This is a genomic window from Paenibacillus sp. EZ-K15, assembly GCF_002573715.1.
In the GTDB taxonomy this organism is placed as follows: domain Bacteria; phylum Bacillota; class Bacilli; order Paenibacillales; family Paenibacillaceae; genus Paenibacillus_AQ.
Map to the genome: position 1 here is coordinate 1 of NZ_PDHM01000001.1, position 20,302 is coordinate 20,302.

Sequence of the window (20,302 nt, forward strand, 5' to 3'; positions counted from 1 at the left end):
TTAAGCCTTCCAGCGCCGATGGTACTTGGACCGAAGGGTCCCGGGAGAGTAGGACGTCGCCAAGCGAAAAACCACTGTCGATGTAATCGATGGTGGTTTTTATTTGTTTTTTATGAGAATTGTATTTTTGGATATTTAGATGAAATGCAGATTTAGAGATTGTCCGACTAAGGATATATGCTGCAGCGTGATGTCAGCAGCTTCTCTGTTATATAACATGATCATAAAATTGACGTAAACAGATGAAGATTTTGTTACCGATACCATGCCAAAAATCAGTATAATAGAATTAGGCAAAATCGGGTAGTGATTACCGATTTGCGCAGGCTGTAGGAAATAAGGCCTGATTGGAAGGCTCTCCATTAACCAACCAACTACGAATACTCATCTGGAGACCGGTTATTGTGGGGGAAGGAGGACAATTACATGTTGTTTAAACGTGGTCTGCATGTGGCAGAGATGATCTGTGCGGTTACGATATTGTTGATCGGATCCGGATGTGGGGCATCCACCGAACCAAGCTGGAAAACCTTTGACGGCGCGGCGAATGTGAAGTCATTCCCGGTTCCGAAGGAAGCAAATAAAACGGAGCAAACAACAGGCAATAGTGACTTGGATTATGTACGGTATGCGCTTCCTGGCTTGAAGGAAAGCGACAGCATTCCTGAAGCTTACTTGGAAGAGATTGAGTCCTGGGGATGGAAGCAGAAGGAAGTTGAAGATAACGGTTCTTCGTTAGTATTTGAAAAAGGGAAAAGTATCGTCCACCTATCGGTACATGACGATTTTCTTATAATTACGGTTCCGACTCAGCTTAAAAAACAAGCCATACAAGGATTAGAAAGCAATAAAGCCAATGAATAAAGACCTCTTCCCGACTTCGGAATGAGGTCTTTATTCATTGATGAAACAGCGCTATGTAGTGATGGACGCAGGACCCTAACATTATTGCAGGTAGTAGGAGATGTCCTGCTCATTCATTTTCAACATGCCATCTTTACGCTGGCCGCTCAGACGCAGCATGGTATAGCCGCGCGGGAGAAGAAACCATAGATGCCAGACCAGAAGCGTGATGGCAAAAGGCAGCGGTGACCAGAAGGCCATGATAGCGCTTAAGACAATCCCTACCCAACAGGTATAGAACTGCACTAAATTAAATACGCGACGGCTGACGTGTTGATCCGGTATATAACCAAGCCAAGGCAACCTCAGACGGAAGCGCCAACGTTTCCGGTAGCTTGTTCCCAATAGGACGAGCACGGTGTGCCCAACGACATATTGGATCCATAACATAAGCGGAAAGGCGATTAGCAGATAGAGCAGGAAATACGGTGACACCCAAAATGTCCCTGCAGCCGCAGCAAGCCAAGGCAGAGTTAAGTAGAGGATGAGCAAGCTTTTGGAAAGTTGGATTTTCTTAATTAATCGATAGTGATAAAAGGTGGCTTGACCATGTGGATCTGCCATTGGGCTATACTGTCCCCCTTTAAGTAGAAGTAAATTACGATAGACGGGAAATTTAAGTCTTTTATGTTTTTATCGGACAAAATCATATTTTTATTAAGCTGAAAAAAAAGGTACAGACACAAGGCCACCAAGGGGTACATATACATAAAGCGTAGACCGATATCCTATGAAAAGGTTTAAAATAATAGAAACTGTGTCATACTAATAGGAAAAGGATCAAGGTGGGATGGTTATGGAAGAATTGACCGAACACGTGTGTATCATATGCAATCAGACGAAGACAGAGGGGATTACCATTGTTTCGCAATTCGTATGCGAGGAATGTGAATCCGAAATCGTTCATACCAGCGCGGAAGATGCCAAATATCATTTTTTCATCCGTCAATTAAAACAAATTGCCATGCCGAAAAATGCATAGGCGCGGGTACACGCGTCAAATGGGCCTGAATAAAAGGCCTTTTTTTGTTTAGAGGGGACTTTCCGTGCATGGAGACGTAGGCGTAGGTTTCAAATTGCGTTAAAATAGGTTAGAGAATGTAATCCGAAGGGATATATCGATGACTACACATAGAGAGCGTGCCCCACTAGCAGAGGCTTTAATGTTGTATCGAGAACGTGGGGCTTCATCTTTTCATGTACCTGGTCATAAAAATGGCAGGGCATATACAGGAGAAGGTAAGACTACGGAGATGCTGCGAGAGGCCATGCGCATTGATGTGACGGAAATTACCGGAACCGATGATTTATTTCATCCTGAAGGCGTTATTCAGGAAGCACAGGAACTGGCCGCAGATTGTTTTGGTGCAGAGGAAAGCTTCTTCCTGGTGGGCGGGAGTACAGCCGGCAATTTGGCACTAGTTCTGACGGTTTGCCGTGAACCTGGCGATATCGTGCTTGTACAGCGGAACGTACATAAGTCCGTGTTGAACGGATTGATGCTGGCCGGTGCAAGGGCGGTGTTTCTTCAACCGGAGCTGGACAAGCAGAGCGGTTTAGCCGTTGCTCCCTCTGCAGCTACACTCGTAGCGGCTCTTGAGGCTTATCCAGAGGCCCGGGGGGCGATCATCACGATGCCGAACTACTACGGGATGGGGAGCGACTTAAGGCCGCTCGCGAAAGCTTGCCATGAGTTCGGCATTCCACTACTCGTGGATGAAGCGCATGGAGCTCATTATGGACAGCACCCTCAGCTGCCGATGAACGCTTTGTCATGCGGCGCGGATGGTGTGGTTCAATCCACACACAAGATGTTAGCCGCCATGACGATGGGAGCCATGCTGCATGTACAGGGCGGACTGCTCGACCGCAGCCTGCTGCGCCAGCGGCTGGCCATGGTGCAGAGCTCCAGCCCCTCGTACCCGCTCATGGCTTCGCTGGACTTGGCGCGGCGCCTGCTGCACACGCAGGGCGCAGACGCCTTCACGGCTGGCCTGGCCGCCGTGGAGGCCTTCCGGCGCGGCCTCGCGAAGCTGCCGCGCTTCGGGCTGCTGCAGCCGCGGCAGCCCGGGGGCCACGCCGCGGGCACAGCCGCAGCGGCGTATACCCGCCAAGACCCGTTCAAGGCGGTCATATATGACCGCACCGGGTCCCTGAGCGGGTATGCACTCCAGCGCGAGCTAGAGGCGCGCGGCTGTGTGCCGGAGATGAGCGACGAGTTGCACGTCGTCTTATTGTTTACGCTGGGATCCACTCGGGAAGATGCGAATCACGTCTTATGGGCTCTTGTGCATATTGTAGAGCAGGGGGAGAAGACAGAAGGGATCGGAACCGAATCAGGCACTACGGCAGAGAGCACGGAATTACTGATCCGGACATTGCGGGATCAGGGGGATTTCATGAGTTATGAGCCGCGAGTAGCCCACAAGAATATGGATTCTATCCATTTCGATGTCGATGCTAAGTTGTTAACTGAAGCAAGACCAGTCTCCGATGTTTCCACGTGGAACAATTTGCTCCCGAAGATTCCTTATTCGGCCCCAATTCCTTTCTCACTGAAGCCGATTGACAGGGAGAGGTTAGAATCGGTGCCGTTAGAGAAGAGTGCTGGGCGTAAGGCAGCGGAGATGGTTATTCCCTATCCGCCAGGTATACCGATCTTATACCCAGGTGAAGACATCTCAGCGGGAATGAAACAGAGGCTCATGGAATTAAGGAATGCAGGGGCGAAATGCCAGGGGATATCCGATCCAGCGCTGCAAACCATTGTCGTTTATAAGGAAACGTGAAGGAAGAGACTCCACTATATGCGGGTAAATATACCGGAGCGTATAATATCGAGCTCCACGATCAACAAATGATGAAAGCAGGATACGCTATGAATAATCGCAGACCACTATTTATTACCATCGAAGGAGGAGACGGATCCGGTAAAACGACCATGATGGGCAGACTCGCCGCTTTTATGCAGAATCATTCGATCCCGTATCTGATTACACGCGAGCCCGGCGGCATTGAGATTGCAGAGAAGATCCGCTCCATTATTCTCGATCCAGAGCATACCGCGATGGATGCACGCACAGAAGCATTGTTGTATGCGGCAGCTCGCCGCCAGCATCTTGTGGAGAAGGTGGAGCCAGCTTTGAGTCAGGGCTTGACTGTGCTGTGTGACCGATTCGTGGACAGCAGTCTGGTTTACCAGGGATATGCACGCGGACTGGGCATGGAGGAAGTATGGAACATCAATCAATTTGCGATCGATACCCGCATGCCGGATCTAACGCTGTTGTTCGATGTGGAGCCGAAGATTGGCATGTCACGGATCACGGCGAATGCAGAACGGGAATTAAATCGGCTGGATATGGAGAACATGGCATTTCACGAGAAGGTTAGGGAAGGCTATCTATTGGTAGCAGAGCGTAATCCGGATCGAATTCGCATTGTGGATGCTTCCAAGACGCCGGCTCAGGTGGAAAGAGAAATGATTCGTCACTTGGAAGACGCGATATTAAAGGATTTTTGAGATTGTTTGTCAAATAAGTAGTGTTAAGGACATATGATGTCCAAATAAACAAGGAGGGTTTACCATGAAATTGATTGTTGCGATTGTCCAGGATAAAGATAGCAACCGTCTCTCCGCCGCATTGGTCAAAGCTAATTTTCGGGCAACAAAGCTTGCAAGTACAGGCGGCTTCTTGAAGGCGGGGAACACCACCTTTATGATCGGGGTAGACGATTCACAGGTTGAAAGTGTGCTCAGCGTCATTCGCACAAGCTGTAAGGTTCGTGAACAGCTGGTCACTCCGGTAACCCCAATGAGTGGTACAACCGATTCCTATTTGCCGCTTCCGGTCGAAGTACAGGTTGGTGGCGCAACGGTGTTTGTCCTCCCTGTAGAACGATTCGAGCATTTCTAAATTCATTTTCTGGATCTGCGATAGTTACGTAACGGATGTTTTTATTGGGATATTTGACGGCTGTGTTCTCCTGTAACCAAAGTCTTCTGAAGCACTTCTGTATCATAATAAAAATAGTTACCGTAGATCGCCGCACTCGGGAGATGATTTTAATAGATGGATGATCTCGATGGATTCCGGAAAATCACCCAATTTATCGATAATTATCGATGAATCGCTTGACAAGCAAACCATTTCAAGGTACGTTCACGTGAGGCATAGGTTTGTTCGATATGAACGTACCAGGTGCCTCCGTTTTATTAGATGCAAAGAATACGCAAAAGGCGGTGGATCAGATGAAAATCAATCCGGGCTTTCGGCCCATGAAAAGTGAACTCACGGTGCCGGATGGCAACGCCAGACCGATTCAGCAGCGATCGTTCTCGGATATGATGCAGCAGCAGGGAGAACGCGCGACCCATGAAGAGCTGAGTCGTCAAATGCGTGAAATTGCAATGCAAGGCGATCGCTTGGCAAAAGTGATGACCGTTCGGGAGCTAAAAGCGTATAAATTGATGGTTCGCCGATTCCTGGAGGAAACGGTGCGTCGCGGTGTAAAAATGAAGGAAACGCGCGGCTGGGACCGCCGGGGACGCGGCAAGCGTTATAATGTAATTGATGAAGTCGATTCTGCGCTGCTCGCGATGGCGGATGAACTGCTGGATACGGAGCAGGGGAGAATTGATCTATTGAACAAGGTTGGAGAAATTCGAGGCATGCTGATCAATCTTGTATTCTAGTCGCAAGAAGCAAGGAAGCGTATCGTGATTCATGACTGCTAAGTCATGGAGGATCATGAGGATTGATAGAAAGTGAGGACTTATGTCTTTTAATGATATCGTAGGTCAAGAGACTGCGAAGCAACTGCTGCAAAATGCCTTGCGCCGTAATGCGGTCAGTCATGCCTATCTGTTTAGCGGCCCCCATGGTGCCGGACAGATGCAGACGGCGCTTACGTTTGCCAAGGCATTGTTTTGTACGGAACTTGAAGACGATGCCTGCGGGCAGTGTTTGGAATGCCGCAAGGTAGATCATGGAAATCATCCCGATCTGACGTTGGTTGAGCCTGATGGAGCCAGCATTAAGATTGATCAGATCCGTGATCTTCAGCGTATATTCTCCTATCGATCGGAGAATCGAAATCCCAAAGTCTATATTATTGACCGGGCGGAGAAGATGACCACGCAGGCAGCCAACAGTCTGCTGAAATTTCTGGAGGAACCCCAGGCGCCGGCTGTAGCTATTCTGATTGCCGAGAATGGACAAGCCCTTCTGCCTACCATTCAATCGAGATCCCAGCAGGTTCCGTTCCGGGCTTTGGATCCGCAGATGATGGAGAAGGTTCTTGTAGGGGAAGGTTATCCTGCCGCACTTGTACGCTGCGCAGTTCATCTTTCGTCAGGACTTGATGACTGCAGGAAAATATTGAGTGAGAATTGGTTTGCAGAAATTAGAAACCTAGTGTTACAATTAGGGAAGGAGTCTTTGAACCGCAGTGGCTCAGCAATTATCACAGCGAGTCAAAAAGTGTTCAAAACCGAGCTCTCTGATCATCTGGACCTATTGTTCAGTATGTTTCATTTATGGTTTAAGGACATGATCCATGTCCAGTATGGAAGGAAAGAGTCTCTCGTTTTCATAGATCAGGCAGAGTATATCTCTGGTCATGCATCAGCCCGCAGCACAGCACAGTGGGTGTCATACATGGATTTGGCCGCAGAGTGTCAGAAGAAGTTACGCTATAATGTCAATGGACAGCTCAGTTTAGAGCAGTTATTGATGGGTTTGGGCGGTAACACTCCGGCGTGAGCACACCCCCAGGCCCGCAGAATGGCCATTATGTACAGGCACAAGGGGGTTTATTTTTGTACAGTGTAGTAGGTGTCCGTTTTAAGAAAGCGGGCAAAATATATTACTTTGATCCGCTCGACTTGCCCGTGGAGAAGGAACAATCCGTCATTGTGGAAACCGCGAGAGGCATTGAGTATGGTCAAGTTGTGATAGGAAAGAAGGAGGTCGGTGAATCGGACGTTGTCCTTCCACTCAAGAAGGTCATTCGGATCGCGGGTGATTCTGATGCCCGTGTGGTTGAAGAGAACAAACAAGCGGCCAAGGATGCATTCACCACCTGTTTAAATAAAATTCGGGATCACGAACTGAAAATGAAACTGGTTGATGTGGAATTTACGTTTGACCGCAACAAAATCATTTTCTACTTCACGGCCGAAGGCCGTGTGGATTTCCGTGAACTGGTCAAGGATCTGGCCAGTATATTCCGTACAAGAATCGAACTTCGCCAGATTGGAGTTCGTGATGAAGCGAAAATGCTCGGCGGTCTTGGACCTTGCGGACGCGTACTGTGCTGTTCCTCATGGCTTGGTGATTTTGAGCCGGTATCGATCAAGATGGCAAAGGATCAAAGCCTATCGCTCAATCCGACTAAAATTTCTGGGCTATGCGGAAGATTGATGTGCTGCCTGAAGTTTGAGCATGATAATTATGAAAGCGTGAAAGAAGAGCTTCCATCCGCTGGGAAAATGGTCGTTACTTCGCTTGGAGAAGGCAAAGTAGTCGGACTGAATGCGGATAAGCGGACGGTTCATGTTCAACTGTTTGAAATTGGAAAGGTTAAGGAACTTCCAATGGACGACGTTGTCATCAAATAGTCCAATAGAATGTTTATTTTCGGGGTGTAGACTTGGAGAAGAAAAACATTTTTGTGCTCATTCAAGAGTTGGAAACACAGATGGGAAATATACACAGTGAACTGGGTGGACTTAAGCTGGTCATCAAGGAACTGCTGGAAGAGAACCATCGCCTCAGTCTTGAAAATGAACAGCTCCGGAAAATTTTAAAGCGGGAAGTCAATCCGGCAGAATTGGAAAACCCAGTGGCTTTACAACCTCAGCCTCATGTGAAGGATGAGGAACATGAAGATGTGGTCGGCGAGGGGTATGATAACCTGGCCCGGCTGTATCATGAAGGCTTCCACATCTGCAATGTCTATTATGGACATCTGCGGACGGAAGGGGATTGCCTGTTCTGCTTGTCTTTTTTGAATAAATAAGAAGCCGTAGGAGAAACTGCCTACGGTTTTTTTCTAGAATGGAAAGGTTATACTGTAAGGATCGCGATTGAACAAATACCGGCTGCTTGTCATGCAATGTGAAGAGCAGCCTTTTGTGTATTTCATTTTATCAGGTACTATGTAGAGAGCCGATACACCAAAAACGCGTGTTTGGAATTTTGGAGATAAAGGGTTGAAACTATGAAATTGAAAGAAGTGTTATTGCAATCATCCGAGCGGATTGATGATCTGCTCACCCATGAGCTTGGCATCATCCAGAGTGAGGAGGTATTCAGCTTTTCCATGGACGCCGTCCTGCTCGCCAGGTTTGCCAGCATACCGCGCAGGGGCCGTATTTTGGATATGTGCACGGGAAACGGGGTTGTTCCAATCCTGCTGTCGACTCGTACAGGTGCACTGATCGAGGGGATTGAGATTCAGCCCAGACTTGCGGACATGGCCAGACGGAGCGTCGAGATGAATAATCTCCAGGACCAGATCACGATCCATGAGGGCGATCTGCGGGAACTATACAAGGAACAAGGATATGGAGCGTACGACCTGATTACGGTCAACCCGCCTTATATGCCGATGAATGGCAGCGACTTGAAGCTGAATGAGCACCAGGCGATTGCCAGGCATGAAATCCACTGTACGCTCGAGGAAGTGATTGAATCCTGTGCAAAGCTGCTTCGACAAGGCGGAAAGATGAGCATGGTCCACAAGCCCCTACGACTAGCGGAGATCATCACCTTGATGAGCAAATACCGGATCGAACCCAAAGTCATTCGATTTGTCCATCCGCGCGTGAATATGGAAGCAAACATGGTGCTTATCGAGGGTATTCGGGACGGGAAGCCCGAGGTTCGGCTGAAGCCCCCACTGATCGTATATGATGAGCAAGGAAACTACGGACCGGATTTTATGGAAATTTACTATGGAACACATAAGGATGAGATGAAAGAATGAGAAATCTTGTGCAACAGAGTTATGCCGATCAGGGAGAGGGAAGCCCGGGTTCTCTGTATTTGGTGGCAACACCGATTGGTAATTTGGAGGACATGACCTATCGCGCTGTACGCATCCTCCAGGAATGCGATATTATTGCGGCAGAGGATACACGGCAGTCACGCAAGCTGTTGACCCATTTCGAAATTCCGGCTAAGCCGCTGTTTAGTTATCACGAGCATAATAAGGCGGCCAGCGGACCTGAAATTATACGTTATATAATAGAAGGAAAAAATGTGGCACTCGTCAGCGACGCCGGTCTGCCGGCGATTTCGGACCCTGGCAGTGATCTGGTTTCACTTGCGATTGAGGCGGGAATTTCGGTTATTCCGATCCCGGGGGCCAATGCCGCTCTTTCTGCCTTAATCGTATCGGGTTTGCCGACCGAACGATTCACGTTTATCGGCTTTTTGCCGCGGGAGCGTAAAGATATCGTTGAGCAGCTGCAAGCTTTGCAATCGGCGCAGGGAACGCTATTATTTTATGAATCTCCGCATCGCGTGAAAAAGACGCTGGAGATCTTGCAGGAGGTACTGGGAAATCGGAAGGTGACCTTGGCTCGTGAACTGACTAAACGCTATGAGGAATTCTTGCGCGGGAGCATTTCCGAATGCCTGGACTGGCTCGCGGAACATCCGCCGTTGGGGGAATATTGTTTGGTGGTGGAAGCCGGTAGTGCAGAAGAGGAGCTGAAGGAGAAAAATGCCTGGTGGCAGGAGCTTTCGCTGGAGGAGCATGTGGAACATTATGAGCGGGAAGGACTAAGCCGCAAGGATGCCATGAAAAAAACCGCGGGTGATCGCGGTGTATCGAAGCGGGATATCTATAATGCGCTCCTGACGGAGTAGTGATAATACTTAACTTGGTGCAGGGGGATAACAAAATAGCCCCACAAAGTGGAGCCTATGCTTCGATGCTTATTCCAAATACTTTGCGGGGCCCCAAAACCAATAAATGAGACTAAAGAATGGCTTACGCTTCGCTGAAAACTTATAAATTGTCTTTAATCTCAAAAAAAGACCCTCCTGCGGCCGGGTTCATAGCCGAGGAAGGCACCAAGGAGATATGAAAAAGGTTAGAATTAACAAAATGTAATAATGCTATTATATACTAAAAATCTTAATTTGTCACAGGTGTAGGGATTTCCGAGATACATTCATGGCAAACAATTTTACCTTTGAAGTAAGTGACATTCTCAGCGTTACCACAGAAGATGCAGGCAGGCTCATATTTCTTAAGCATGATGCGTTCGCCGTCTACATAAATCTCCAATGCATCTTTCTCACCAATTCCGAGCGTACGGCGTAATTCGATCGGAATGACGACCCGTCCAAGCTCATCGACTTTCCTTACAATTCCTGTTGATTTCATCATAACTTATAAATGCCCCTCTCGCCATAATTTAAAAAAGTCATAATTCGACATAGTTCTAGTTTTTATGTTATTTATAGTACCAACGATTCCCAAAACAGTCAACCTATATTTTTGAAAAATCGGAACCTATTTACGAAAGTATAGTGAACAAAACCCTTATATAGCAACGTAATTACCATAATAGAACCAATTATTGCTGCGTTTTTTGATTTGTCGATTTGGAAAGCGTAATTTTCCCTTATTCGACATGGTTCGACATCAGATGTCAAAAGAAGTGTTTATCGGCTAAAACCCAATCGAAACGATAAGGAGTTGAGATGGAATGCATTCACCAATTTCGGAAGAAAAAGTGTTTAAGGATCCCGTCCACAATTATATTCATGTGCAAGACGACATCATCTGGCGATTAATCGATACCCCGGAATTCCAGCGGCTCCGCCGGGTTAGACAGCTTGGGACCTCTTTTCTGACCTTTCACGGGGCCGAACACAGCCGATTCTCCCATTCACTGGGAGTCTATGAAATTACGAGAAGAATCATCTCTCAATTCGAACGGAGGGGGTATTCCGATTGGCCTGCCGAGGAAAGGCAAGTTGCGCTCTGCGCGGCTCTGCTGCATGATTTGGGGCATGGCCCTTTTTCTCATTCTATAGAAGAAGCTTTTCATATGAATCACGAGGATTGGACATGCCGGATCCTGCTCGGGGATACTTGCGTCAATCAGGTACTGCGAGAGCTCGGAGCGGATTTCCCCGAGAAAGTGGCTTCCGTGATTAACAAAACCTACGATAAGCCGATTGTGATAAATCTGGTCACTAGTCCGCTGGATGCAGACCGGATGGATTATTTGCTAAGGGATGCGTATTATACGGGAGTTAATTATGGAACGATTGATATTGACCGGATCTTGCGGATGCTGCGGCCATACCGCGATCGGGTCGTTGTGAAGGAATCGGGCATGCACGCAGTGGAGGATTACCTGATGTCACGGTATCAGATGTACTGGCAGGTATATTTTCATCCCGTCACCCGAAGCTCCGAGATCATCCTGCGCCAAATCTTTCGTCGGGCAAAGGAACTGCATGACAGCGGATATGCTTTTCGGTTCATGGTCGAACCGCTTCCTGCGTTGTTTGCGGGCCATATTGACGTGAATCAATACCTGCGTCTGGATGAAGCCCTGATCCAAACGGCCTTTCTGCAATGGACGGAGGAGGAAGACAAGCTTCTTAGCGAATTATGCGGTCGTTTCATGCACCGAAAGCTCTACAAATATGTAGAAATCGACAATATTGATCTGGAAACCATCGACGGGATACGCCAAGCGTTCCGTGCCGTGGGATTACATCCGGAATATGACCTGGAGATTGATTTTCCAACCGATCTTCCTTATGATAAAGTTCATTCCGATATGCCGCTTAACGAGAAACAGATTCTGCTTCTGGATCGGCATGATGAGCTGAAGGAAATCTCGGAGGTATCCGATATTGTACGCTCGATCAGCGGTATTCATAAAGGACGGTACCATCTTTATTATCCGGAAGAGAAAGTGACTCCGCTGCTGGCTCAGATGCCGGAGAAGATAGCCGGTGTTTTTAAACAACAACATTAACCTAGAGGAATAGTCAATGCTTGGTACATCTGCAATTTACCCAGCTAATGGAAGATATACGACACAGAAACGACAGGAAGGAGAGTGTGGATCTTATGTTGTTCGACACGCACACTCATATGGACGCTCCCCAATTCGACGAAGACCGGGAGGAAGCAATTCAGCGGGCGCTTGAAGCCGGCGTGACCCGGATGATCAATATCGGATTTAACCGGGAGACGATCCCGACTACGATGAAGCTGGCAGAGACTTATGATTTTATATATGCGGCAGTGGGCTGGCATCCTGTAGATGCGATTACCATGGAGGATCAGGACCTGGATTGGATCGCCTCTTTATGCAGTCATGAGAAAGTGGTGGCTATTGGAGAGATCGGCCTGGACTATCATTGGGATACGTCTCCGAAAGAAGTGCAGCACCGAGTGCTTCGGCGTCAGATCGGACTTGCCCGGGAACTGAACATGCCGATTGTCATTCATAATCGGGATGCGCATGAAGATATCATCAAAATTTTACGGGAGGAAAAGGCCTCCGAAGTGGGCGGTGTCATGCATTCCTTCTCCGGAAGCTGGGAAACGGCCAAAATATGTCTCGATATGGGATTCCATATTTCATTTGGCGGGCCGATTACCTTCAAGAATGCAAAGCAGCCCAAAGAGGTATTGGCGCAGGTTCCGCTGGATCGATTATTGATCGAAACGGACTCCCCTTACCTGACGCCTCATCCCTTCCGTGGGAAACGAAATGAGACCGCTTATGTGAAATTGGTGGCGGAGACCGCAGCCGAGATTAGAGGGTTGTCTTATGAGGAATTGGCCCAAATTACCACCAAAAATGCACTGGAACGATTTGGTATTTAACGAAAAAGAGAGCAAAAGCGATGAAAAAGGGAGCAATCGCGATTAATTAAAGTTTTTTAATCAGAAAAGGCGTCAATATTACAATATTTTAACCTTTTACATGAGAAAATGTGGTTGAATGTTGCTTTACAACCTGCATGTAAACAGGATATCATCTTTTCAGTGATAAGAAGCTGCGATGTGCAGATCGTAGCCGAATATTTCATGAACCGTCTCGCTTAATCTCCGGAATTCTGGAGAACGGGGGAACCGATACCGCCGTGCATATTGGTCTGAATGCACGCAGCTGTATTTGATTTCTTTTTCGGGTCTTTGGGGTGAATTTGAAGGATCTCGCCATGAGCGGGTATCCGGATCTAGGGCGTCTCTCTTACGTCCGAACCCGACAGCTAACTCCGTAAGCGAAATAAGAGGGGAAATCTCGTGCATACCATTTCCATGATTCTAATCATCAGGAAGCCACGTTAGAGCCTCTAGTACTCTTTCATTGGCTTTCTTTTATTTTTGAATAATGGAGAAGGGATCATCATACTCTTGGTAAACAAGGGGTGGTGGTAGATGGACGAAATGACGGGAATTGACGCAGGGTGTAGATAGATAGCAGGGCGCCTTGTGAGAAAAATTGCTATAGTCACGTCAAATGCATTCATGCGTTTACCTAGACGGCGGGACTATGAAGGAGGATGGAATAGTGGGCATTTTTCAACCTGAAGAAACCCATGAATCACAATCATCCAGCATGTCTTACGCATTGAGATGGAAGCATGACAATTTGCGTCAACTGATGTTGCTCGGTGCCATGGGTGCCGTTACGGTATCACTTCTCATATCGTTGGTCGTACATGATCAGGCAGGCAAGGAGGTTCAGCTTGTCGTCGATGGTCGTGTCACCACAGTAGAAACACGTGGATCATTGCTGCAGGAATTGCTGGATGAGCAAGCGATCACGTTGAGTCCTCAGGATCAGATTTCGATGCCTTTAAACGGTGCGATCCAGGATGGAGATCGGATCATCATTGAACGGGCAATTCCAGTTAAAGTTACAGTAGGCAGCACAACTAAAACCATATTTACATCCCAGGATACGGTTGATCATGTACTTAAAGAGGCTGGTATTACGATCCAGGGTGAAGATATAGTACAACCGGCACAGAATACGAAGCTGACCAGCAATATGAATATCCATGTCGTTCGCGTCACGAAACAAAAAGTTAAGGAGACGGAAGACCGGGAATTCCGTGTGATCAAAACAGCCGACCCATCGCTTGAAAGAGGGGATAACCGCGTGATTCAGCGGGGCGAGTCCGGTCTCATGGTGAACCATTATGAGAAGGTCTACCACAATGGCAAGCTGGTTTCGAAGACGAAGGTCTCCCAAAAAGTCGAGCGCAGAACGAAAGATAAAATTATTGCCGTAGGCACGAAAAAGGTGGAGAAGCCCGTCATTGTTCAGGCGGCAGCCACCGATGTGAAAGCCACACCGGCCAAATTGTCCGGCACGAAGAAAGTAACGACCGCCAAGGCTGTTGAGAACAACGTGGTTTCTCGGGCAGGCGTTGATTTTAAATACAACAAGGTATTGAACAATGTGTCGATGACGGCGTATTCTTCTGAGCAACAAGGAATCGGTACACGCACTGCATCCGGCACACGCGTTACAGAAGGGCGCACCATCGCCGTTGACCCTAATATCATCCCGATCGGATGGTGGGTCTATATCGAAGGCATTGGCTTCCGTCGTGCAGAAGATACGGGCGGGGCCATCAAAGGCAACAAAATCGATGTTTATTATGATTCACTCAAATCAGCCACGAGTTTTGGCCGGAAGAGCGGCCGCACCGTTTATGTGATCGGTCCGGTTAAACCTGAATTGAACTAGACGCATGAATTCCAATTTACAATGCCATTCTAATGCTATACTATTTAGCTTATAATATATAATGATGAAGAAGAGGGAATATTTCCTCTTCTTTTGTTTTGTTAAGAACGGAGTATATAGAGCTAAGATGGTTGAATCTAAAGTTGTACAAGCGTGGCTTTGCTTGGGAAGGAAGAGAACAAACGCATGATTAAAGAAGTGATTGTTGTGGAAGGCAGAGACGATACCGTTGCCATTAAACGGGCCGTAGAAGCGGATACGATCGAAACGGGCGGATCAGCGATCAACAAGCAAATCCTGAAACGCATAGCGCTTGCTCAGGAGCGCAGAGGCGTCATCATATTAACGGATCCTGACCATGCAGGGGAGCGGATCCGCAAAATCGTGGATCAGGGCGTACCCGGCTGTAAGCATGCCTTTATTCCGGAAGCGGATGCTACCCGCAAAGGGGATATCGGCGTGGAGAATGCCTCGCCAGAGGCGATACGGCGTGCGCTGGAGCGGGTCCATACCTCCTTCGAGGGTGGAGAGAGCCTGATCAGTCTGGAGGACATGCTGGAGGCCGGATTATCGGCTCACCCGGAGGCGGCGGCAAGGCGTATGACGATGGGTAATCTGCTGGGGATCGGTTATTGCAACAGCAAGCAGTTCCATAAACGACTGGCCATGTTTCAAATATCGCGTGAAGAATTTCTGGCCGCACTTGCACAGCTGGAAGAAGGGGGCGTAAGCCAATGAATCGGATCGAGGATATATCAACACCGAGACGGACGAAGGAGATCATCTCACGGCATGGATTCTCCTTCAAGAAGAGTCTGGGGCAAAACTTCCTTATTGATCAGAATATTCTGTATAAAATTGTGGAAGCTGCAGGACTGGATGAAGATAAGGGAGCGCTTGAGATCGGCCCTGGTATCGGTGCATTAACGGAGAAGCTGGCACAGACGGCAGGGACCGTCACCGCGGTCGAAATTGATCAGCGCCTGATTCCCATCCTGAGGGAGGTCCTGGAGCCCTATGAGAATGTGAAGGTGCATCATGGGGATGTACTGAAGGTGGATCTTCATGAGCTGTTCCGTCAGGATTTTGCGGGCGTATCGAAGGTAAGTGTGGTTGCGAATCTGCCGTATTATGTGACGACGCCGATTCTCATGAAGTTGCTGGAGGAAAAGCTGCCGCTGGAGAATATCGTAGTAATGATTCAGAAAGAAGTGGCAGAGCGGATGGCAGCGGCGCCGGGAAGTAAGGATTACGGCAGCCTTAGCATTGCCGTTCAATATTATAGTGAGCCTAAGCTGGTCTGTATTGTGCCGCATACGGTGTTTATCCCGCAGCCGAATGTCGCTTCGGCCGTGATTCGCTTGGCGGTCCGGGAACAGCCTCCTGTCAGCGTAGAAGATGAAGGATTCTTCTTCGAGGTGGTCCAGGCGTCTTTTGCACAGCGGAGGAAGACGATTGCCAACAATCTGAAGAGCCGGTTCTTTCCGGGAGAAGGCCGTGAACGGCTGGAGCAGCTGCTCCAGGAGGCGGGCATCGAGCCTTCACGGCGCGGTGAGACCCTTAGTATTGAAGAGTATGCCCGGCTCAGCAACATATTGTACAACGCGGATATTCGTTAATACAGCCATTAGAGAGCCCATAGGGCCCGCGAAGGTCTCAACGCGATAAATTGATGTTTCGCAAGAACCAATAGTCACAGTGGCCCATACCATAGGGTAGGGGTGATGTTGTGATGAACTTGGGAGACTTGGTCGTTCGTAAATCCTACGGCGGCGATGTAACGTTCCGGGTAGAAGGCATGCGGCAAAATAATAATATCGTCATCAAAGGGACGGAATTCCGGTTACTGGCCGATGCTCCCGTTGATGATCTGGTCACGGTCCCGCATCCCACCTTAAGCGAACGAACAAAGCAGGCACAGATCAAAGCCAATGAGTCGCTGGACCGCCTGCAGAAGCACAGACAGGAGCAGAGCGAGCGTCAACTGGCCAGCCTGCGCAATATCGAAGGCGGCCAGCTTGCGGATAAAGGATATTTTGACGTCCCAGGCAAGGTGCTGCATTTGGATGGGGATCCCCAATACCTGAAGAAGAGTTTGACCTTGTACAATCAGCTTCGGGTCCCAGCGGAAGGCCATTATATCAATGAGTCGGGGATGGCCGATTCATTATATCGTCTTCTTCCGCGGGTAAGACCTGATATCGTGGTGATTACAGGTCATGATGGAGTTCTGAAGAGACGACAGCCATACGATTTATATAGCCTGGACAGCTATAAGAATTCACACAACTTCGTCACGGCCATTCAGGTAGCGCGTCAATATGAGCGGAATTTGGATTCCCTGATCATCGTGGCCGGAGCGTGCCAATCGCATTTTGAAGCGCTGCTGCAGGCGGGAGCCAATTTTGCCAGCTCGCCAGGGCGAATCCTCATCCATGCGCTGGATCCCGTCTACGTTGCCGCTAAGGCAGCCTATACGTCAGTCAGGGATACCGTCAACATCCATGATGTCGTTCATCATACGATCAGCGGCAGCCAGGGCGTGGGCGGAATCGAGACGAGAGGCAGCTACCGGATCGGTCTGCCCAAGCTGCAGGATTTGTCCACGTTGAAGGTTACGCCTTCGGTCAGTTAGCTCATATTGCGTTCTAAAAGAGGCGTATCGGCCGTTGGAGAAAGAACCGAGAAGAACCCCACAAGTTGGGGTTTTTTTATTTTTTGTTTCAATTCTTTAAGAAAGTTGTCAAAAAAAATACATAAAGCTTGTCAATTTAGCGCATATTAAAGCAAATGCACACGAGAAATACAGGGTCAAAAAAAATACGTTGACAATATATTTTTGATGCTGATATAATTAATGTTTTTGAATTGACAAATGACTGAATCTTTTGTATAATGGACAAGGAAAGAGGTGGTCGTCGACAATGGCTAAAAACGCGCTGTTGGAAATCAAACGCAGTCTCGATGCCCATTTAGGGCAAAAAATTACGCTTCGGGCTAACGGTGGCCGTCGGAAGACCGTCGAGCGTACTGGTGTTTTGGAAGAAACGTACCCTTCTGTTTTCATTGTGAAGCTGGATCAAGACCAGCAAACTTTTAAACGTGTGTCCTACAGTTATGCCGATATTCTGACCGAAACCGTGGAAATCATGGTAACCGGTGATGACAACGAGATGCGAATCACCTATATCAAGTCATAACGATATGTCATGAGAGAGCAGTCTCCACTAACAGGGAGACTGTTTTTTGTTGCCATCGATCCGGGGAATGACAAGCGGGGGTTGAACATATACTAAGGCTGCGCGAGGCCTTCTTCATTCGTTTCATATGCGGTGAAGGAGGTTAAGCTAGCAGGGGTTCGTAAAAGGCCACTGCATCGCGCCGGATGCTGTTCATGCCATACTCAATACATTTTCCAAGGAGGCGGGATTGATGAGCAGGAGAAGACGAAGCATTATGTCCGATCAATTGAAGACCGAATTGGCTAAGGAATTGGGGTTCTACGATACCGTGGAAAAAGAAGGCTGGGGAGGCATTAAGGCCAAGGATGCCGGCAACATGGTAAAGCGGGCGATTGAGCTCGCCGAGCGGGCAGCCAGCAAATCCGATCTGTAAGAGAAAGACCATAACGCGGCAGGGGCTTCCGGTTAAGCGGAAGCCCCTGTTTGTTTACCCCCATCAAACGGTCCCATGACTTCAAAGCCTGAGTTTGTTAATATAGAGGCATTAGATGTTTTTCCTCGAATATGTTAAGTTCAAGCATATGGGAAAAGCTAAGGATAGGTGAACGTTCTTGAAAATATACGAAAAAGCACCGGCCAAAATCAATTTGATGCTGGATGTACTTCATAAACGTCCTGACGGCTTCCATGAGGTAGAGATGGTCATGACGATGATCGACCTCGCCGATCGGCTCGAAATGTCCGAACAGAAGCGGGACACCATCATCATCACCTCACAGGCAGGGTACATACCGCTGGACGAGAAGAATTTGGCCTTTCAGGCAGCAAGACTAATCAAAGAGCGCTATGACGTGAAAAAGGGTGTGCATATTCACCTGGACAAAAAAATTCCCGTTGCCGCTGGACTCGCAGGAGGCAGCAGTGATGCAGCGGCAACACTGCGCGGCTTGAACCGCCTCTGGGGACTGGGTATCCCCCAGGAGGAGCTGCTCGCGCTGGGCGCAGAGCTCGGCTCGGATGTGCCGTTCTGTGTAACCGGCGGCACCGCACTGGCTACAGGGCGCGGCGAGGTACTCACGCCGATCCCAAACCCGCCGCAGTGCTGGGTGATCGTGGCGAAGCCCCCGATCAATGTGTCGACGGCGGAAGTGTACGGCCGTTTGCGCAGCGAGCAAATTCAGCGCCATCCATCGGCAGAGCGCATGATCGAGGCGCTTACGCAAGGCAGCTTCCAGCAGATGTGCCAATCGCTGGGTAACGTGCTGGAGGAGGTTACCTTGAAGATGCACCCGGAAGTTCAGCAGCTGAAGGAAGGAATGCTGAAATTGGGAGCTGACGGTGCGCTCATGTCCGGAAGCGGTCCAACGGTCTTCGGTCTCGTCTCCAAGGAATCCAAGGTAGCCCGGATTTACAATGGCCTGCGGGGATTCTGTAAGGAAGTGTATGCCGTTCGCCTACTGACTTAGAAACGGTTATGTTTGACAATTCGGGGTCGAATTTCAAACAAAGTTGTATAAATACGTACAAAGGTGTTATATTTAACATATAATATTCGGATTTAGCGAGGAACCCTAGGTGAAAAAATTAAAACGAAGCGAACGATTGGTCGATATGACCCAATATTTACTATCTAAACCGCATACGCTGATTCCGCTGACAACGTTCGCTGAGCGATATGGAGCAGCCAAGTCATCCATCAGTGAGGACTTGGCGATCATTAAGGACGTGTTCGAGAGCGAGGGGCTCGGAGAGCTTCAGACGCTAGCCGGCGCAGCGGGAGGAGTCCGATACATTCCGAAGCTGCGCAAAGATCATGCTTTGCGATTTGCGGAGGAGCTGTGCCAGCAGCTTCAGCAATCGGATCGGATTCTGCCGGGCGGTTATTTGTACATGTCTGATCTGCTCGGACAACCTTCGCTGATGAACGAGGCGGGCAAGATCATTGCCACGGCGTTCGCCGACCGGGATATCGATGTGGTCATGACCGTGGAAACCAAAGGAATTCCGCTGGCCTATGCGACAGCGGCACAATTGAACCTGCCGGTCGTACTAGTTCGCCGGGACCATCAAGTGACGGAAGGATCGGCCGTAAGCATCAATTATGTATCGGGCTCACATAAGAGCATCCATACCATGTCATTATCGCGCCGGGCGCTCAAGGAACGCTCTCGCGTGCTGATCGTGGATGATTTTATGAAGGCAGGCGGCACCATTCAGGGAATGGTCGATCTGCTTGGTGAATTTAATGCTGAAGTCGCAGGTGTCGGTGTGCTGGTAGAGTCAGGAGCGGTGGAAACCGAGGAAAGACTTCTGGAGGACTATATTTCACTAGCCATCTTAAGCGATGTGGACTCCAAAACGAAGAGAATTACCGTAAACCCTGGTAATTACTTCGAAAAATAGAGTCGCGATATTTGTCGATATAATAGCGTTTTCATTCGAATTAGCCCGAAGTCTGTCG

General features: G+C 48.7%; 23 protein-coding genes and 1 riboswitch. Of the genes, 21 read left to right on the forward strand and 2 right to left on the reverse strand.

What is annotated here, in order from left to right; translation table 11 throughout:
- Window positions 1-426: 426 nt before the first annotated feature.
- Window positions 427-864 (forward strand): hypothetical protein, encoded by a 438-nt coding sequence (locus CRG97_RS00005; protein WP_098741204.1) that lies wholly within the window; start codon window positions 427-429, stop codon window positions 862-864.
- An 81-nt stretch (window positions 865-945) separates the two neighbouring features.
- Here CRG97_RS00005 and CRG97_RS00010 read toward each other — a convergent pair whose 3' ends face one another.
- Entirely contained in the window at window positions 946-1,467 is a 522-nt protein-coding gene (locus tag CRG97_RS00010) for a hypothetical protein (protein WP_098741205.1), read from the reverse strand.
- A gap of 232 nt (window positions 1,468-1,699) precedes the next feature.
- On the opposite strand from CRG97_RS00010, the gene CRG97_RS00015 reads away from it, so the two are divergent.
- From CRG97_RS00015 to rsmI, 10 genes are all read left to right on the forward strand, one after another.
- Entirely contained in the window at window positions 1,700-1,885 is a 186-nt protein-coding gene (locus CRG97_RS00015) for a sigma factor G inhibitor Gin (protein ID WP_071221101.1), read from the forward strand.
- Window positions 1,886-2,024: 139 nt separating this feature from the next.
- Window positions 2,025-3,692, forward strand: coding sequence for an aminotransferase class I/II-fold pyridoxal phosphate-dependent enzyme (locus CRG97_RS00020; protein WP_098741206.1), 1,668 nt, complete (start codon window positions 2,025-2,027; stop codon window positions 3,690-3,692).
- A gap of 89 nt (window positions 3,693-3,781) precedes the next feature.
- The gene (gene tmk, locus CRG97_RS00025; protein ID WP_098741247.1) at window positions 3,782-4,426 is read left to right on the forward strand and encodes a dTMP kinase; all 645 of its coding nucleotides are present in this window, start codon (window positions 3,782-3,784) and stop codon (window positions 4,424-4,426) included.
- 64 nt (window positions 4,427-4,490) lie between these two features.
- Window positions 4,491-4,820, forward strand: a complete 330-nt coding sequence (locus CRG97_RS00030; RefSeq protein ID WP_006207400.1) for a cyclic-di-AMP receptor — start codon at window positions 4,491-4,493, stop codon at window positions 4,818-4,820.
- 335 nt (window positions 4,821-5,155) lie between these two features.
- Window positions 5,156-5,599 carry a YaaR family protein gene (locus CRG97_RS00035; protein ID WP_076326561.1) on the forward strand — a complete coding sequence of 148 codons (444 nt, stop codon included), beginning with the start codon at window positions 5,156-5,158 and terminating at the stop codon, window positions 5,597-5,599.
- 82 nt (window positions 5,600-5,681) lie between these two features.
- Window positions 5,682-6,668, forward strand: coding sequence for a DNA polymerase III subunit delta' (gene holB, locus CRG97_RS00040; RefSeq protein WP_098741207.1), 987 nt, complete (start codon window positions 5,682-5,684; stop codon window positions 6,666-6,668).
- A gap of 56 nt (window positions 6,669-6,724) precedes the next feature.
- Window positions 6,725-7,525, forward strand: a complete 801-nt coding sequence (locus CRG97_RS00045; protein ID WP_071221096.1) for a PSP1 domain-containing protein — start codon at window positions 6,725-6,727, stop codon at window positions 7,523-7,525.
- 32 nt (window positions 7,526-7,557) lie between these two features.
- On the forward strand, window positions 7,558-7,926 hold the full coding sequence (gene yabA / locus CRG97_RS00050; protein ID WP_098741208.1) for a DNA replication initiation control protein YabA: 369 nt from the start codon (window positions 7,558-7,560) through the stop codon (window positions 7,924-7,926).
- A 201-nt stretch (window positions 7,927-8,127) separates the two neighbouring features.
- A complete protein-coding gene (locus tag CRG97_RS00055) occupies window positions 8,128-8,895 on the forward strand; it encodes a tRNA1(Val) (adenine(37)-N6)-methyltransferase (protein WP_098741209.1) in 768 nt (255 codons plus the stop codon).
- The gene (gene rsmI, locus CRG97_RS00060; RefSeq protein ID WP_098741210.1) at window positions 8,892-9,782 is read left to right on the forward strand and encodes a 16S rRNA (cytidine(1402)-2'-O)-methyltransferase; all 891 of its coding nucleotides are present in this window, start codon (window positions 8,892-8,894) and stop codon (window positions 9,780-9,782) included. The genes CRG97_RS00055 and rsmI overlap by 4 nt, the downstream gene beginning before the upstream one ends.
- Window positions 9,783-10,053: 271 nt before the next feature.
- On the opposite strand, the gene CRG97_RS00065 is transcribed toward rsmI, so the two are convergent.
- Window positions 10,054-10,308: an AbrB/MazE/SpoVT family DNA-binding domain-containing protein gene (locus CRG97_RS00065; RefSeq protein WP_006207408.1), complete on the reverse strand. Its 255-nt coding sequence runs from the start codon at window positions 10,306-10,308 to the stop codon at window positions 10,054-10,056.
- A gap of 322 nt (window positions 10,309-10,630) precedes the next feature.
- On the opposite strand from CRG97_RS00065, the gene CRG97_RS00070 reads away from it, so the two are divergent.
- From CRG97_RS00070 to purR, 10 genes are all read left to right on the forward strand, one after another.
- Window positions 10,631-11,920 carry an HD domain-containing protein gene (locus CRG97_RS00070; RefSeq protein WP_098741211.1) on the forward strand — a complete coding sequence of 430 codons (1,290 nt, stop codon included), beginning with the start codon at window positions 10,631-10,633 and terminating at the stop codon, window positions 11,918-11,920.
- A 95-nt stretch (window positions 11,921-12,015) separates the two neighbouring features.
- Window positions 12,016-12,780 carry a TatD family hydrolase gene (locus CRG97_RS00075; protein ID WP_098741212.1) on the forward strand — a complete coding sequence of 255 codons (765 nt, stop codon included), beginning with the start codon at window positions 12,016-12,018 and terminating at the stop codon, window positions 12,778-12,780.
- Between the two features lie 205 nt (window positions 12,781-12,985).
- Window positions 12,986-13,200, forward strand: a riboswitch (cyclic di-AMP (ydaO/yuaA leader).
- A 271-nt stretch (window positions 13,201-13,471) separates the two neighbouring features.
- Entirely contained in the window at window positions 13,472-14,659 is a 1,188-nt protein-coding gene (locus CRG97_RS00080; RefSeq protein WP_098741213.1) for a 3D domain-containing protein, read from the forward strand.
- Window positions 14,660-14,845: 186 nt separating this feature from the next.
- The gene (gene rnmV / locus CRG97_RS00085; protein ID WP_098741214.1) at window positions 14,846-15,397 is read left to right on the forward strand and encodes a ribonuclease M5; all 552 of its coding nucleotides are present in this window, start codon (window positions 14,846-14,848) and stop codon (window positions 15,395-15,397) included.
- Window positions 15,394-16,278 carry a 16S rRNA (adenine(1518)-N(6)/adenine(1519)-N(6))-dimethyltransferase RsmA gene (gene rsmA / locus CRG97_RS00090; protein WP_098741215.1) on the forward strand — a complete coding sequence of 295 codons (885 nt, stop codon included), beginning with the start codon at window positions 15,394-15,396 and terminating at the stop codon, window positions 16,276-16,278. Before rnmV ends, rsmA begins: the two co-directional genes overlap by 4 nt.
- A gap of 113 nt (window positions 16,279-16,391) precedes the next feature.
- Window positions 16,392-17,294 carry a sporulation peptidase YabG gene (gene yabG / locus CRG97_RS00095; protein WP_098741216.1) on the forward strand — a complete coding sequence of 301 codons (903 nt, stop codon included), beginning with the start codon at window positions 16,392-16,394 and terminating at the stop codon, window positions 17,292-17,294.
- Between the two features lie 289 nt (window positions 17,295-17,583).
- Entirely contained in the window at window positions 17,584-17,859 is a 276-nt protein-coding gene (gene veg, locus CRG97_RS00100) for a biofilm formation stimulator Veg (protein ID WP_006207415.1), read from the forward strand.
- 232 nt (window positions 17,860-18,091) lie between these two features.
- The gene (locus CRG97_RS00105; RefSeq protein WP_076326546.1) at window positions 18,092-18,274 is read left to right on the forward strand and encodes a small, acid-soluble spore protein, alpha/beta type; all 183 of its coding nucleotides are present in this window, start codon (window positions 18,092-18,094) and stop codon (window positions 18,272-18,274) included.
- A gap of 178 nt (window positions 18,275-18,452) precedes the next feature.
- Entirely contained in the window at window positions 18,453-19,307 is an 855-nt protein-coding gene (gene ispE, locus CRG97_RS00110) for a 4-(cytidine 5'-diphospho)-2-C-methyl-D-erythritol kinase (protein ID WP_098741217.1), read from the forward strand.
- A gap of 109 nt (window positions 19,308-19,416) precedes the next feature.
- Entirely contained in the window at window positions 19,417-20,244 is an 828-nt protein-coding gene (gene purR / locus CRG97_RS00115) for a pur operon repressor (protein ID WP_071221086.1), read from the forward strand.
- The last annotated feature ends 58 nt before the right edge of the window (window positions 20,245-20,302 follow it).

Coding starts and splice junctions, on each gene's coding strand:
- CRG97_RS00070 (WP_098741211.1), top strand. CDS start 10,631: ATGCATTCACCAATTTCGGAAGAAAAAGTGTTTAAGGATCCCGTCCAC.
- yabG (WP_098741216.1), top strand. CDS start 16,392: ATGAACTTGGGAGACTTGGTCGTTCGTAAATCCTACGGCGGCGATGTA.
- rsmA (WP_098741215.1), top strand. CDS start 15,394: ATGAATCGGATCGAGGATATATCAACACCGAGACGGACGAAGGAGATC.
- CRG97_RS00015 (WP_071221101.1), top strand. CDS start 1,700: ATGGAAGAATTGACCGAACACGTGTGTATCATATGCAATCAGACGAAG.
- CRG97_RS00065 (WP_006207408.1), bottom strand. CDS start 10,308: ATGATGAAATCAACAGGAATTGTAAGGAAAGTCGATGAGCTTGGACGG.
- CRG97_RS00005 (WP_098741204.1), top strand. CDS start 427: ATGTTGTTTAAACGTGGTCTGCATGTGGCAGAGATGATCTGTGCGGTT.
- tmk (WP_098741247.1), top strand. CDS start 3,782: ATGAATAATCGCAGACCACTATTTATTACCATCGAAGGAGGAGACGGA.
- CRG97_RS00105 (WP_076326546.1), top strand. CDS start 18,092: ATGAGCAGGAGAAGACGAAGCATTATGTCCGATCAATTGAAGACCGAA.
- CRG97_RS00075 (WP_098741212.1), top strand. CDS start 12,016: ATGTTGTTCGACACGCACACTCATATGGACGCTCCCCAATTCGACGAA.
- CRG97_RS00010 (WP_098741205.1), bottom strand. CDS start 1,467: ATGGCAGATCCACATGGTCAAGCCACCTTTTATCACTATCGATTAATT.
- CRG97_RS00055 (WP_098741209.1), top strand. CDS start 8,128: ATGAAATTGAAAGAAGTGTTATTGCAATCATCCGAGCGGATTGATGAT.
- CRG97_RS00030 (WP_006207400.1), top strand. CDS start 4,491: ATGAAATTGATTGTTGCGATTGTCCAGGATAAAGATAGCAACCGTCTC.
- rnmV (WP_098741214.1), top strand. CDS start 14,846: ATGATTAAAGAAGTGATTGTTGTGGAAGGCAGAGACGATACCGTTGCC.
- CRG97_RS00035 (WP_076326561.1), top strand. CDS start 5,156: ATGAAAATCAATCCGGGCTTTCGGCCCATGAAAAGTGAACTCACGGTG.
- rsmI (WP_098741210.1), top strand. CDS start 8,892: ATGAGAAATCTTGTGCAACAGAGTTATGCCGATCAGGGAGAGGGAAGC.
- CRG97_RS00020 (WP_098741206.1), top strand. CDS start 2,025: ATGACTACACATAGAGAGCGTGCCCCACTAGCAGAGGCTTTAATGTTG.
- veg (WP_006207415.1), top strand. CDS start 17,584: ATGGCTAAAAACGCGCTGTTGGAAATCAAACGCAGTCTCGATGCCCAT.
- holB (WP_098741207.1), top strand. CDS start 5,682: ATGTCTTTTAATGATATCGTAGGTCAAGAGACTGCGAAGCAACTGCTG.